Raw genomic sequence first — 14,334 nt, 5'->3', positions numbered from 1 at the left:
GTCTCCATCGTGCTCGGGTCGTGCGGGTGGTGGGTGTGCCGGGTTGCCTCAGCCGTGCGCGGCGACCGGAGCGTCGTCCTGTCCGTCGAAGTCGGCCTGTCCGTCGAAGTAGGCCTGTTCGGCGCGGGCGAGGAACGTCGGGTCGGCGGGCTCGCCGCGGACGGCGACGGAGCCCTCGTGCAGCACGACCACCTCGTGGCAGGCGGATGCGGCACGGCCGAGCGACTGCTCCAGCAGGACCACCGTCATCCCCTCGTGGGCGAGTCGGCCGAGGCGGGCGTACACCTCGTCGACCATCGCGGGTGACAGGCCGAGTGCCGGTTCGTCGACGATCAGCAGGTCCGGCCGCGCCATCAGAGCCCGGGCGATGGCCAGGATCTGCTGTTCGCCTCCGGAGAGTCCGCCGGCGGCGACGCCCATCCGCTCGCTCAGCCGCGGCGGCAGCCAGGCGGTGGTCTCCGCGAGCCGCGCACGTAGATCCGCTCCCCTGATGCCCGCGGCGTACGCGGCGGCCTCCAGGTTCTCCCGCAGGGAGAGGGTCTTGAACAGGGAACGTCCCTCGGGCACGAGCGCGGTGCGCAGGTCGCCCGAGGTCGTACGTCGGCCGTGGGTGGGTGGGAGCGTGCCGTGCAGGATGCGGCCCAGCGTGCTCTTGCCCGCGCCGTTGGCGCCGACGACGCCGACGACGCTGCCCCGGGGAACGGCCAGGTTGATCCCGCGCAGGGCGGTGACTCCGCCGTAAGCCTGATGCACCGCGTCGAGGTGCACGGCGGCGCGCTCGGCGCCGTCGCGGCCGGGGAGTTCGTCCCGTGCTCCGCCCTCTCCGAGGTAGGAGGAGCGCACCCGGGGATCCTCCAGGATCCTGTCGGGCGCGCCCTCTCCGATCGGCCGGCCGAAGTCGAAGGCGACCACGCGGTGGGCCACGGCGAGCAGATCGTCCAGGACGTGGTCGATGATGACGACGGCCGTCCCGCGCCGCTGCTGTCGCACGATCTGTCGCGCGAGCAGGGTGCGTTCGGTGGCGTCCAGGCCGCCGAACGGCTCGTCGAGGATGAGCAGTTCGGGCTCCTCAGCGAGCGCCCGGGCGAGGTCGAGGCGTTTGTGCAGGCCGAAGGGAAGCTCGGCCGGGTAGCGGTCGGCGACGTGCGCGAGGCCGACGCGGTCGAGGAGTTCGGCGGCTCTGGCACGGTTGTGGGCGGTGCCGCGGCGGCGGGTGCACAGTACGTTCTCCAGGACCGTCAGCTCGGGGAAGGTCTCCGCGTGCTGGAAGGTGCGTCCGATGCCGAGCCTGCGGCGGGCGGTGGATCGTGTCCTCAGCAGCGATGTGCCGCGGTACTGTGCGCTGCCGGCCACCCGTCCGCCTCCGACGAGCCCGGACAGGACGTTCAGTAGGGTGGTCTTGCCCGCGCCGTTGGGGCCGATGACGGCCAGGGTCTCGCCGGCCCGCACGGACAGTGAGGCGTCCTCGAGTGCCCTCAGGCCGCCGAAAGTGACCGCGATCTTGTCAAGTCGCAGCAATTCCGGGGCTGTTGGGGCGGGCTGGGGTACGCGCTGCGGGGGTTCTTCGGACAGTTCCACGGGGGCGGGGGCCTGCGGCGGGGTGCGTCGCAGCAGTCGGCGTGCGGTACGTCCGAGGAAGAGCACCACTCCGCCGGGCAGGAACAGCAGGGCGACGATGAGCACGACTCCCTGGAGGATCGGCTGCGCCACTCCCGCGCTCTCGGCGACCGTGGGTGCCCAGGTCAGGTAGGCGCCGCCGACGACCGCGCCCAGCAGGGTGCCTGCCCCGCCGAGCACGCACGCCGAGACGAGCGCGATCGCCAGGATCAGCGAGAACGGGTCGGGGCTGACGAATCCGACGACCAGGGCCAGCAGCACGCCGGCGAGCGCGGCGAACACCGCACTGACCGCGAAGGCGAGCGCCGACTGGGCCTCGGGTGCGATGCCGATGGAACGGGCCGCCGGCGGATGGGACTTGGCGGCTACCAGCCGCATCCGCAGTGCGCTGGGCTTCGCCAGTGCGGCGACCGCGAGCGCGATTCCGGCCGTGGCGACGGCGAGGTACTGCGCCTGTGTGCCGGCACTGGCGACGGTGCCGAGGCCCAGGGCGCTGTGCAGCCTGTCCATCGGGATGCCCTGGTCGCCGCCGGTCACGCCGGTCCACTGCCCCATCACCTCCAGCGACACCATGGTGAACGCGAGGGTGAGCAGGGCGACGTAGAGCATCGAGAACCGCGCGCCCGCCAACCCCAGAAACGCGCCGAAGGCCGCGGCGCACCCGGTCGCGCCGAGCACCACGAGTTCGAGGGACCCGCCATGGGTGCTGCCGTACGCGGCGAAGTAGGCGCCCAGGGCGAAGAAGGCGGGATGGGCTATCGACCAGATCCCGGCCCATCCGGCGAGCAGGCTGACGGAAAGCACGAGGACGGTGTAGACGGCGGCGAGCCCTACCGAGTACGCCTGGTAGAGCGGGATGGCCCCGCTGTTCATCACGAGTATGAGCACGGCCGCGGCGAGCGGTCCGAGTGCCGCTTTGGCGAGGTTGGTACGACTGACGACGGACATGGACCGCTCCCTCAGACCCGCTGGAAGGTGCGCACGCCGAACAGCCCCTGGGGGCGGAACAGCAGCACGAGAATGGTGAACGAGAACACGAAGGTGTCCCGGTAGCCGGCCGACACGTAGCTCGCGGCCAGGTTGTCCAGGACGCCGACCGTCAGCCCGCCGATCACAGCCCCGTACATGCTGGTCAGGCCGCCCAGGAAGATCCCGGCGAAGGCGCGGAAGAGGGGTGCGCTGAGCACCGTCGGCACCAGTCCGGCCCGGGGCGCGTACAGGAAGGCGCCGAGCGCGGCGAGGGCGAGGCCGAGTGCCCAGGCGATCCGGGCGATGCGCTGCGAACCGAGACCGAGGATCTGGGCGGTGTCGGCGGACTCGGCGACGGCGCGCATGGCGGTGCCGATGGTGGTGCGGCCGAACAGGTACGCCACCAGTGCCATCGCCACGGCCGCCACCGCGATGGTCAGCAGGCTCTGTGTGGGGATCGCCGAGCCCCCGAGCGAGACCGACCCCTGCACCAGGCTCGGGAAGAGACGTGGCTGATCGTCCCAGATGGTGCTGATGACGCTCTCCGCGATGAGCGAGACGCCCATGGTCATGACCAGCGCGGAGAGCAGCTCCCCCTGCGCGAGGGGTCTGATCACCGTCTCGCGGGCGACCAGGCCGACCGCCGCGGTGGTGACGATCGCGGCCACGGCGGCCAGGAGCAGCGGCAGTCCGCGGTCGTACAGGGCCAGAGCCGCGTACAGGCCGACGGTCGCCAGGCTGGCGAGAGCGAAGTTCACCACGTCCGTCGCCCGATAGATGATCACCAAGCCGAGCCCCATCAGGCCGTACACCGCGCCGCTGGCGAGACCGCTCACCAGGATGAGCAGGAACTGATCCACGTCGACCGACTCCTCGCTCCGGGCGCCCGGACGTCACAGGAACACCCGGACAACATAAACTGAACTCAATTCATGAACCGTAGGCATGCAATGCCGAGGGTGGCAATACCTCGGCGGGTGTTCATTGGATCGCCTGCCGCGACAGGGGTCCGGCAGACGGGCGGTCAGGCAGTCAGGTAGTAAGGCGGTCAGGCGGTGAATCGGCCTCCGTTGGCCAGCAGCACGGCGCCGACCAGGTTCGCGGCGGCTTCACCGGCCAGGAACAGGGCGATGTCGGCGATCTCCTCGGCTGTCGCGTACGGGCGCACGCGCGGGTCGGCGAAGCCGGTACGCAGCGCTGCGGGTGTGCGGGCGGCCATGCCGGTCTCGGTCGGACCGGGTGCGACGACGTTCACCCGGATCCCGGACGCCACGACCTCCTTGGCGACGGCCTGGCTCAGCGCGTGGACTCCCGCCTTGGAGGCGGCGTAGTGGGGATAGCCGACGGGGGTGTCGAAGGCCGACGAGGAGCCGATGACGACGATGGCGCCTGAACCCGCGGGCCGCATGGCCCGCACCGCGGCGCGCAGCACATGGAAGGTGCCGTCCAGGTTGACCGCCATCACGCGCCGCCAGGCCGCGTCGGCGAGCCGGTCGGTCACCTCGGGCGGGCGGCCCTCGTCGAGCGCGTCCGCGATCCACCGCTTGGCCTCGGGGTCGTCGACGCCCGCGGCGTGCACCACGACGTCGAGTCGCCCGTATGCGCGCAGGACGTTCTCGACGGCCCTGTCGACCGCGACCGCGTCCGCCACGTCGAGGGGCATCGCCCGCCCGGCCGGCAACTCCTCGGCCAGGGCGGCGACGCTCTCACCGTTCACATCGGCGAGGACCACCACTCCCGCACCCTCGGCCGCCAACTGCCGGGCCACGGCCGCACCCATGCCCGAGCCGGCACCCGTGACCATCGCGACCTTGTCCCGGAACCTGGCCTGCTGCCCATCCGCACACATCCGTGCACAACCTCTCGACGCAATGATTTTGAACTGACTTCATCTCTGTTATCGTCCCCGGCGGCTACCTGACAAGACCCGGGACGGTGAACATGCGGGCTGTACGACTGAGGGAATGGGGCCGGGAGCCGACGATCGGCGACGTCCAGCGCCCCGAACCCCGCGGAGCGGAGGTGCTGGTGCGGGTGGAGGCCGTGGGCCTGTGCCACTCCGATCTGCATGTGATCGACTCGGCGCCGGGCACACTCCCCTACCGGCTGCCGTTCACACTCGGCCACGAGGTCGCCGGGCACATCGCGGCCCTCGGCCTCGACGCCGAGGGACTCCGGATCGGCGAGCGTGTCGCGATCTACGGCCCGTGGGGCTGCGGCGACTGCTCCCGCTGCACGGCCGGCCGGGACAACTACTGCGACCGGCGCGGCGAACTCGGCCGGCACGGCGTCGGGCTCGGCCAGGACGGCGGAATGGCCGAGTACGTTCTCGTCCCCTCCGCCCGCCACCTGGTGCCGATCGGCGACCTGCCGTCCGATCAGGCGGCACCGCTCTCCGACGCGGGCCTGACGTCGTATCACGCCGTCGCCGGGCTGCGCGGCGCGCTGGGCGAGGCAAGCACCGCCGTGGTGATCGGCGTGGGCGGGCTGGGACACCTGGCCGTCCAGATCCTGCGCGCGACCACTCCGAGCCGGGTGCTCGCCGTGGATGTGCGCGAGGAGGCCCTCGCCGTCGCCCACCGGTCCGGGGCGCACGACGGCACGTTGATGCGGGCGGACACCGCACGGGTGCTGAGGGCGGCCACCGCGGGCGTGGGCGCGGACGCCGTACTGGACTTCGTCGGCAACGACGCCACCCTCCGACTGGCCGTCGACCTCCTGCGCCCGGGCGGAGAACTCGCGCTGGTCGGCAGCGGCGGCGGTCAGGTCGCCGTACGCAAGCCGGGATTCCTCCCGCCCGGTTTCCGGCTCTCGCTGCCCTTCTGGGGCACCCGCCCCGAACTTGCCGAGGTCATCGCCCTGGCACGGTCGGGGGCACTGCACGTCGAGATCGAGCGGTTGCCGTTGTCGGCGGCGCTCGAAGCGTTCGGCCGGCTGCGACGGGGGCGGGTGCGGGGGCGGGCGGTGCTGGTGCCCGACTGAGCGGTACACGTTCCGGGGTGCCGACGGGCGCCGGCCTCTCCCGGGTCGGCGTACATGTCAAGAGGCGTACACGCGCCCCGGGACCGATCCTCGACCAAAGCCACGCACGACTGTTGCCTAGCGGCTCCCGCCCGCTTACATTCACCTGAATTGAACTCAGGTTGCACGGCATGGAGGCGCGGCTCAAGCCGCCGCCCGGTCGACAGGAGAAGTGCCATGAGTCGCACAACCACCCCCGCGAGCCGCACCCGGGTCGCCACCGCTCTGCTCACCGCCGCCGGGCTGCTCGCCCTGGCCGCGTGCGGCGGCAGCGCCGGTGCCGACAGTTCCGCGAAGGCCGCGGGCGGCGGGTCAGCCGGTGTCGACGCGGCCCGGAAGGTGCTCGCCCAGTACTCGAAGCGGCCCACGCAGATCGGCATCACCCAGCCCGTCGGGAAGCCGATCCCGACCGACAGGAAGATCGACTTCATCCTGTGCGGCGTGCAGTCCTGCCAGGATCTGGCGAACTACTTCAGCCAGGCCGCCAAGGTGCTGGGCTGGACCGTCAACAAGATCCCCACCCAGGGCACCCCGCAGTCGGTCCAGGCCGCCTGGACGCAGGCGGTGCGTGACAAGCCCGACGCGGTGATCGCCTCCGGCTTCCCGCGGAGCGTCTTCGCCAAGCAGCTGGGGCAGCTCATGGACATGAACATCCCCGTCGTCGAGTCCTCCACGGACGACACGGCCGGCGACGGCATCAGCATGCTGATCGACGGACCCGACGTGGTGGCCATCGAGGGGAAGCTGATGGCCTCCTGGGTGACCTCCGACAGCAACGGCCAGGCGGACACCGTCTACTTCGACCTGCCGACGTACGGCATCCTCAAGCCCGTCGCCTCCACCTTCCGCAGCGAGTACGAGAAATGGTGCTCCGGCTGCGGGTACGACAAGGTCGACGTGCCGATCAGCTCCATCGGCAAGGACATGCCCGACCGCGTCGTGTCCTACCTCCGCTCGCACCCCAAGGTCACCCACGTCGCCTTCTCGCTGGCTCTGATGAACGTGGGCGTGCCGGCCGCACTGCGGGCCGCCGGGCTGCAGAACAAGGTGCACACGGTCGTCAACGTCGGCGAGGCCACCAACTACGAGTACATCCACTCCGGCCAGACGCAGGCCGCCATCGCGTTCAACCACATCGAGAACGCGTGGGCACAGGCCGACGGGCTGGCGCGGCACTTCACCGGCCAGTCGATGAAGGTCACGCAGGACGCGAAGCTGCCGTTCATGGTCATCACCAAGGACAACCTGATCTCGACCAAGACGCAGTTCCCGCTCGTCGAGGACTACCAGGCCCAGTTCAAGAAGCTCTGGGGCAAGAGCTGACGGTCACGGTGGGTGCCGCGGCACGCCTCGGCACCCACCACCGCAATAACTGAAGTCATTTCAGCTTGGTTATCGACCCGCAAGCGCGACGAGGCGCAGATGGGAATCCGCACATGTCCGTCCAGCTGACCGATCCCACGCTTTACCTCCACCCCGAAGGCGGCATGGCCGTACGGAGCGGATCATGACCGGCCCCGAGACAGGCTCCGCGCCGGTCGGGGAACCGGTCACCGCGCCGGCCCGGCCGGTGCTCGGCATCACCGGCCTGTCCAAGCGCTTCGGCGGAACCCAGGCACTGCAGGACGTCGACCTGGAGATCGCCCCTGGCGAGATCCACGCCCTGATCGGCCCCAACGGGTCGGGGAAGTCGACCCTCATCAAGATTCTCGCCGGCTACCACCAGGCCGATCCCGGAGCCGAGGCGCGGCTGGACGGAGAGCCGTTCGAACTCGGCGCGGAGCACGACCGGCTGCGCTTCGTCCACCAGGAGCTGGGTCTGGTCGGCGAGTTGAGCGCGATGGACAACCTGGCCCTGAGCCGGGGCTTCGCCCGGAGCCGCTTCGGCAACATCCGGTGGGGCGAGCAGGAGCGCCGTACGGTCGAACTCGTCCACCGCTTCGGCCTGGACATCGACGTACGCCGCCCGCTCGTCGACGCCACCCCCGTGCAGCGCACGGTCGTGGCCATCGCCGCGGCACTGCAGGGATGGGACGGCGGCCAGGGCCTGCTCGTGCTGGACGAGCCCACGGCCGTGCTGCCCCCGACCGAGGTGGCCAAGCTGCTGGACATCGTGCGCGAAGTACGGCGGGGCGGGGCGAGCGTGCTGTACGTGTCGCACCGGCTGGACGAGGTCTTCCAGATCGCGGACCGGGTGACCGTCATCCGCGGCGGCGGGCGGATCGCGACTCGCCCGGTCGGCGCCCTGACACCCCAGACTCTCGCGTCGCTGATGGCAGGCGAGGACACGGGACCGGCGGCCACCCCTCGCCCGAAGACTGCAGCGACCGCTTCCTTCCATAGTGAAATGGCGCTGGAGGCGCGGGAGTTGACGGCCGGCCCGCTGCGGGGCCTCGATTTCACGCTCGCCCGCGGCGAGTTGCTCGGCATCGCCGGGCTCGCCGGTTCCGGGCACGACATGCTGCCGTACGTGGTCACCGGCGCCTGGACCGGTGAGGTGCACGGCCAACTGCGGTGCCCCGCCCGCTCCGACGAGTGGACCGACGTCTCCCGTGCGGCCCGGCTCGGCATCCCGCTCGTGCCTGCCGACCGGGCCGGACAAGGTGTCGTCGGCGAGTTCAGCGTGGCCGAGAACCTCACGCTGCCGCTGCTGTCCCGGCTGCGCTCGGGCCGGCGTCCGCTCGACGCCCGTCAGGAGGACGCGCTCGTCGACGGCTGGGTGGAGCGGGTCGGCATCCGTACGGCCGGCCGTGACGCCCCGATCACCACGCTCAGCGGGGGCAACCAGCAGAAAGTCGTGATGGCCCGCTGCCTGGCCCTCGAACCCGAGGTGCTGGTGCTGTGCGAGCCGACCGCCGGTGTCGACATCGCCACCCGGCTCCAGCTCTACGACCTGATCAAGCAGCAGGCGGCCCAGGGACTGGGCGTCATCGTCTCCTCGTCGGACGTGGGCGATCTGCTCGCGCTGTGCACCCGTGTCCTCGTCCTGCGCGACGGCCGGGTCGTCCGGGAGATCGCCGGGGACGCCATCACCGAGCCGACGCTGGTCCATGCCATGGAAGGAACCGAAACATGAGCACCGCCACCACCGGCCCCACCGGCACCGGCCCGGACCTCGGCGAACCCGCGGGCGAGCCGCCCCTCCCGCCGGCCCGCCCCTCGACGGGCCGGCGCGCGCTGACGTCCCTGTCGTTCACGAACATCGGCGCGGTCTACGTATGGATCGCGATCATCGTCGTGTTCTCGTTCTGGGCGCCGGACACGTTTCCCACCTGGTCGACCTTCCAGCAGGTGCTGAACAGCAACGCGGTGACCGGACTGGTCGCGCTCAGCGTGGTGCCGCCGCTGGCGGCGCGCGTCTTCGACCTGTCGCTGGCCTACACCATGTCGCTGAGCGGAGTCATCACCGCCAAGGTGATCGTGTCGACCGACATCGGAGCCGGCGGGGCGATCGCCCTCGCCATGGGCACCGCGTTGGTGATCGGCGTGATCAACGGACTCGTCGTGGTGACGCTGCGGGTGGACTCGTTCATCGCGACCCTGGCGACCGGGTCGCTCATCCAGGCGTTCATCACGATGTTCACCGACGGAACGTCGATCACGGGCGTGAAACTCCTGCGCGAATCCTTCGCCGGCATCGCGCAGAAGGGCGCCGGCGGCTTCACCGTCCCGGTGCTCTACCTCCTGCTGGTGGCCACCGCGCTGTGGTTCGTCCTGGAGCACACCGCCACCGGACGACGCCTGTACGCGACGGGCTTCAATGCGGACGCGGCACGCCTGCAGGGGGTGCCCACCGACCGTCTGCGTTTCCTCACGCTCGTGGCGTCCTCGGCGATCGCGGGGTTCGCGGGCGTCGTCTTCGCGTCCCAGATCGGCTCGGGCTCCCCGGAGGCCGGCACGCCGTACCTTCTCTCGTCCTACGCCGCCGCCTTCGTCGGTGCCACCCAGCTGCGTGCGGGCCGCTTCAACTCATGGGGCACGGTCATCGCCGTGCTGCTGCTCGGCACCGGAACGGTGGGCCTCGGCCTGGCGACCTCCGCTCAGTGGGCCCCCAGCCTGTTCACCGGCATCGTCCTGATCATCGCCCTCGTGGTGACCGGCGGACGGCTGGGCCTGCGGACCCGCCTGACCCGGCGCCGCGCGGCCAGGGCCACCCAGGGTTCGGAGGCCTCCGCGTCCGGCACCTGACGAGCACGGCCGGACGGGTGGCGGTGCGGGGCGCATCGGGTGTGCTCAGGCTGCCCGCCCGGTCCCGTGGCGGGCAGCCCGTGTTCGCGCGTCCAGAGGTCGCGAAGGGTTACTCGTCGATCACCGCGCCGAAGTGGGCGCCGTGGGCGTTGCCGCCGAGGGCGGCGGCGCCGTACGACCGGGAGCCTTCCGCGAGCAGCCCGTTGCCGCTCGCGGGCAGCAGCCACACCGCGCCGTCGCCGGCGTTCTCGTCGGGCGCGGCCGCCACGAGCTCGGCCCGCCCGTCGCCGTCGGTGTCCACGAGCCGCACCTGCGCGCCCCATCCGTCGCCGGCCTCGGCGGTGCCGGGGACACCGGGTGTGTTCTGGTCGAAGTACTGGGCGTGGGTACCGGTCAGGCCCTTGGCGGAACCGCGCAGCAGCCACACCGCGCCCGCACCGGCTTCGCCGTCCGCGTCCTCGCCGGGTGCGCCGACGGCCACGTCGGCCTTGCCGTCACCGTCGACGTCGGCGACGGACAGGTCGTTGCCCCAGGCGTCGCCCTGCTCCGCCGCACCGGGTACGCCCGGGGAGTTCTGCGACCACCACTGCGGGGCGGTGCCGGGGCCCTGGGTGCCGGCAGGCCCGTCCTCGCCGCCGTAGTAGACGCCGACCAGGCCGCCGGGCGCGTCCGCGTCACCGGTGGCCTCGTCCACGGCGCTGAGCTGGCCGACGACGAGGTCGTCGTAGCCGTCGCCGTTGATGTCACCGGAGGCCGTGCCCAGGCCGCCGTGCAGGTCGCGCCCGTAGCTCAGGCCCTCGGCGCCGCCCGCGTAGTAGGCGGACCAGCCCATGACGTAGTCGTCGTCGGGGCTGTAGCCGGAGACGACCAGGTCGGCGAAGCCGTCGCGGTCGTAGTCACCCGTGGTCAGGTAGGCCCCCTGGAGGGTGTGCCCGGTGGACTTCGGGGTGCCGACCTGTCGCAGGACGCCCGCGTGGTAGGTGAAGACGTGCAGGCCCGCCTTCTGGTCGAGGACGACGAGCTGGTCGCCGTCGATGTCCCCGGAGAACCGGGCGGCGGCCACCGCGAGGCCGAACCGGGCGCCCTCGGTGGGCTGGGCGGCAGTGATGCTCGATGTGCGCTCGGCGCCGAGGCCCGCCTTGGACCCGTACAGGACGGTCACCCGGCCCGCGTCCTCCACGGTGCCCTCGTCCTCGCCGGGCGCGCCGATGACGGCGTCGTCGTAGCCGTCACCGTCAAGGTCTCCGGTGGCGACGGCCTGTCCGAAGCGGTCCCCGGTCTCGGAGGTTCCGGGCACGCCCTTGGTCGACTGGCTGATGACCTGGACTTCGCCCTTGGGCACGGTGGTGTTGGTTCCGATGCCGTTGGGGGCGCCGTACTGGACGGTCACGTACCCGGCGCCCTCCTTCCCGTCGACGGTGCCCTCCGAGGCTCCGGTGAGGACGTCGTCGTAGCCGTCGCCGTCGAAGTCGCTGTTGCGGTCGACGGCGGAGGTACCGCCGGGGACGCCCGCGAAGGCGGTCGGCGCGGCCAGGATGCCGGCTCCCGCCAGCAGCAGGAACGAGGCCGCTGCGACGGCGGCGGAGCCTGCGGTACGACGAGTGGTGCGCGCGGCGATGGTCATGTCTGGTTCCCCCGTTGGATGTTGATGATGCGTCAGTTATTCGGAAGGCGCTGGTATCGGAAAGCACTGGTCTCGGTGCCAACGCAGGGTTCGACACGAGGGGCCCGGTTCAAGTTGTGGGGCCCGAGCGGGCTGTGACGCACCGGTGACATCCGTTGCGTGAGCCGGACACCCGGGCATCCCCCGCAGGTCCCGCGGGAAGCGTGGTGGTGCAGCTCGGCCAGGACCGGGACGGGCCGCATCGGCTCCGACCACGGACAGTGGCGGCAGCCGGAGGCGTTGATCGTCTCGGTGGGGGCACTCCTGGTGTCCGACTTCAACGCATTCAGCCATGCTGGGACAGAACGGCACATTCCTTCCATGACAAGGAGACCAGCATGTCGACGAACCCGGTCGGACGATTCCTGACAGCCCTGGACCCGGAGCACCGGGAGGCTGTCAGTGCCAGGCCACGCGAGGAGCAGGAACGCCTGGCGGCGGCCTGGGAGCAGGAACTGGACACGGACGACGACCTCGACACCCTCGACGAACTGTCGCCACCGGCCGCGGAGGCGGAGGCGGCCCGCCGCGTCCTGGAGCGTGACGTCGACCAGGACCTCAACAAGTGACGCAGCCGGGCGTGAGCGGTTGTCAGTGGAGTCAGGCGGCGTCGTCCGGCTGGGCCGCGCCGCGACCGGCGAGCCGGCCTCGATCGTCGTCACCAGCGGCAGGCCCGGCGCCAAGCCCGACCGCCCGGCCCCTGCCGTGGCTGTGAGTCAGTCGGAGTCGGTGTTATCCGGTCGCGACAAGGGACCCGCCGAACTACCCTCATCTGAGCCGGCACCACCTGTTCGTCTGCCGCCCGGCGCATCCGGTACGAGACGGGGAGACAGCGAAGCGTGGACGGTGCACAGCTCGTCGCGGCGGTCCGGCGGGGAGACGCAGAGGCCGTGAGCGCGCTGCTGGAGGCGGGAGCCGCCCCGGACACGGTCACGGCCGACGGCCTGCCCGTGCTGTGTCTCGCTGTCGCCGCCTATGACGCCGCCGTCGCAGATGAGTTGGTCGAGGGCGGGGCGGATCCCGACCGAGTGCTGCCGGACGGAACCACCCCGCTGGTACGGGCTGTAGAGGGCGGCTCACCAGCGGTGACGCAGGCCGTGCTGGGCCGGGAGCCGCGGCTTCGCCTGCCCGAGGCCGAACGGGAGCGGCTGCTGGCCGTGGCCCGGCAGTGGCTCGAGCCAGGCGCCGAGGACGAACTTCGGCGCAGGACGGGCGAGTCGGGCCCCGCCCATCGGACCCGGGTCATGGACGACGAGTACAACCAGGTGTCCCAGCTGACGCTCGGCGACCGCACCGTGCGCACCGGGCACAGCGCGATCCTCACGGACCTGGAGTGGGCCTTCCGCATCCTGACGCCGGTGGAGGAGCTGGTGGCCAGGGCCGTGGAGCAGCACGATCGGGACCATGTCGCATGGGCGTCCGCCCGATGGGTGCTCAGCGAACGCCGCAGCAGACAGACGTGGTCGGCCGTCATGGCGTACCGGCACAGCCCGGATCCGGAACACCGTCGCTTCGTCCTCGACGTCCTCTTCTCCTACCTGCTGTCCCAGGGCAGTTGGCGGAACTCCTACGAGACGGAAGCGGCCGAACTGCTCGCCGCCTGGGCCGCGGAAGGCGAGGAGGACCCCGAGATCCTCGCCGAGGTGCTCCATGTCCTGAGCGAAACGGAGTACCGGGAGGCGGAGGCCGTCGGACTCCGGCACGCCACTCACCCGGACCCCGGCGTCCGCGCCCGGGTTCCCGGCCTCCTCGTCGGTTGGGACGCCTCCTCCCGGGCTTCCTTCAGCGCGACGGCCCGTGCCGCACTGCTGGTGCAGGCCGGCGACGAGGACTGGGGTGTGCGGGTCGCGGCCGGCCGGGCGCTCAGTGCGGCACACGACTCCAGCCCGGAGGTGACGGAGGCCGTCGTCGGGCTGCTCCGGGATCCGGTGGCCGGGGTGCGGGCCGGCGTCGCGGAGGCCGTCGCGGAGGGCCGGGACCGTACAGCGGCTCTCGCCGACGCGCTCGTGCCCCTGCTCGACGAGGACGACTTCAGTACGCGGCTCAATGCCGCCTACGGCCTCCTGAGGCGGGACGACCCGCGCACGGGGCAGGCGATCGAGCGGGTCGGTTCCTTCTCCCGCCCCGGCTTCGAGCACGACCACCGCCTCTCCGCGATGTGGAGATGGCAGTGGGACCGAGACCACCCTCCCGCCGCCACCGGCCAGTGACTGCCCTCGTCCGCCGCGCCTCGTGTTCGCGGTGAGACGGTCACCCCTCGGCGTCGTCCCGGACGAGCCCGGCGATGTGGTCGATGACGGTGTCGAGGATGTCCGTCCAGGCTGACTCGTCGCCGAGAACGAGGTAGTTGAGGGTCAGGCCGTCGGTCATGGCGGCCAGATAGCGGGCCAACGTGGCGACTGGCACTCGGAGTCGGAGGTCCATGCTGCCGCGCAGCCGGCCGATCAGTTCGGTGTAGGCGTCGCCGTACAGCTCGTACTGCCGTCGGGCCAGGTGCTCGAACCCCGGCTCGCGCAGGGCGTATTGCGTCAGTTCGTACGTCAGCATGTGTTCGTCGGGATGGGCGCGGACATGGTCCCAGTACGCCTCGAAGCCTGCCCGGACGGTCTCCACGAGTGTGGTCCTGGGCCGCAGGGCCTGCTTGACCACGGTCACGGAGTGGTCGGTGAGGGCGGTGATGACAGCCTCGACGAGGGCCTGCTTGGAGTCGAAGCAGTAGTGGAAGACGCTCAGGGACACGCCCGCTTCGGCGGCGATGGACCGGGTCGTCGTCTTGGCGACGCCGTCCCGGGCCATCGCCCTGATCGCCGCTTCCGTCAGCTGCCTGCGCCGCTGAGCCGACGGCATGCGTGCCATGTGTGTCCTCGGGTGTCGCG

11 protein-coding genes are annotated in these 14,334 nt (G+C 71.4%); 6 read left to right on the top strand and 5 right to left on the bottom strand.

Features of this window, described 5'->3' with window-relative positions:
• Positions 1–48: 48 nt before the first annotated feature.
• The 3 genes from OG870_RS40915 to OG870_RS40905 all read right to left on the bottom strand — a co-directional run bounded on the left by OG870_RS40915 (position 49) and on the right by OG870_RS40905 (position 4,435).
• Positions 49–2,565 carry a branched-chain amino acid ABC transporter ATP-binding protein/permease gene (locus OG870_RS40915; protein WP_266591991.1) on the bottom strand — a complete coding sequence of 839 codons (2,517 nt, stop codon included), beginning with the start codon at positions 2,563–2,565 and terminating at the stop codon, positions 49–51.
• Between the two features lie 11 nt (positions 2,566–2,576).
• The gene (locus OG870_RS40910; RefSeq protein ID WP_266591989.1) at positions 2,577–3,446 is read right to left on the bottom strand and encodes a branched-chain amino acid ABC transporter permease; all 870 of its coding nucleotides are present in this window, start codon (positions 3,444–3,446) and stop codon (positions 2,577–2,579) included.
• Between the two features lie 188 nt (positions 3,447–3,634).
• Positions 3,635–4,435, bottom strand: a complete 801-nt coding sequence (locus OG870_RS40905; protein ID WP_266591987.1) for an SDR family NAD(P)-dependent oxidoreductase — start codon at positions 4,433–4,435, stop codon at positions 3,635–3,637.
• Positions 4,436–4,527: 92 nt separating this feature from the next.
• On the opposite strand from OG870_RS40905, the gene OG870_RS40900 reads away from it, so the two are divergent.
• The 4 genes from OG870_RS40900 to OG870_RS40885 all read left to right on the top strand — a co-directional run bounded on the left by OG870_RS40900 (position 4,528) and on the right by OG870_RS40885 (position 9,795).
• Complete coding sequence (locus OG870_RS40900) at positions 4,528–5,568, top strand: NAD(P)-dependent alcohol dehydrogenase (protein WP_266591985.1); 1,041 nt, start codon at positions 4,528–4,530, stop codon at positions 5,566–5,568.
• 216 nt (positions 5,569–5,784) lie between these two features.
• Positions 5,785–6,930 carry a substrate-binding domain-containing protein gene (locus tag OG870_RS40895; protein ID WP_266591983.1) on the top strand — a complete coding sequence of 382 codons (1,146 nt, stop codon included), beginning with the start codon at positions 5,785–5,787 and terminating at the stop codon, positions 6,928–6,930.
• 184 nt (positions 6,931–7,114) lie between these two features.
• Positions 7,115–8,683, top strand: coding sequence for a sugar ABC transporter ATP-binding protein (locus OG870_RS40890; RefSeq protein ID WP_266591981.1), 1,569 nt, complete (start codon positions 7,115–7,117; stop codon positions 8,681–8,683).
• A complete protein-coding gene (locus OG870_RS40885) occupies positions 8,680–9,795 on the top strand; it encodes an ABC transporter permease (RefSeq protein WP_327692018.1) in 1,116 nt (371 codons plus the stop codon). The genes OG870_RS40890 and OG870_RS40885 overlap by 4 nt, the downstream gene beginning before the upstream one ends.
• Before the next feature lie 109 nt (positions 9,796–9,904).
• Here OG870_RS40885 and OG870_RS40880 read toward each other — a convergent pair whose 3' ends face one another.
• On the bottom strand, positions 9,905–11,419 hold the full coding sequence (locus OG870_RS40880; RefSeq protein WP_266591977.1) for an FG-GAP and VCBS repeat-containing protein: 1,515 nt from the start codon (positions 11,417–11,419) through the stop codon (positions 9,905–9,907).
• A 377-nt stretch (positions 11,420–11,796) separates the two neighbouring features.
• Between OG870_RS40880 and OG870_RS40875 the strand changes: the two genes are divergently transcribed.
• Complete coding sequence (locus OG870_RS40875; RefSeq protein ID WP_266528743.1) at positions 11,797–12,027, top strand: hypothetical protein; 231 nt, start codon at positions 11,797–11,799, stop codon at positions 12,025–12,027.
• Between the two features lie 270 nt (positions 12,028–12,297).
• A complete protein-coding gene (locus tag OG870_RS40870; RefSeq protein ID WP_266591975.1) occupies positions 12,298–13,668 on the top strand; it encodes a HEAT repeat domain-containing protein in 1,371 nt (456 codons plus the stop codon).
• Positions 13,669–13,708: 40 nt separating this feature from the next.
• Here the strand turns inward: OG870_RS40870 and OG870_RS40865 are convergent, their stop codons facing one another.
• Entirely contained in the window at positions 13,709–14,314 is a 606-nt protein-coding gene (locus OG870_RS40865; protein ID WP_266528749.1) for a TetR/AcrR family transcriptional regulator, read from the bottom strand.
• Positions 14,315–14,334 lie beyond the last annotated feature (20 nt).

Source organism: Streptomyces sp. NBC_00461, from assembly GCF_036013935.1.
Classification (GTDB): Bacteria; Actinomycetota; Actinomycetes; order Streptomycetales; family Streptomycetaceae; genus Streptomyces.
This window is presented reverse-complemented; position numbering and strand designations above follow the sequence as displayed.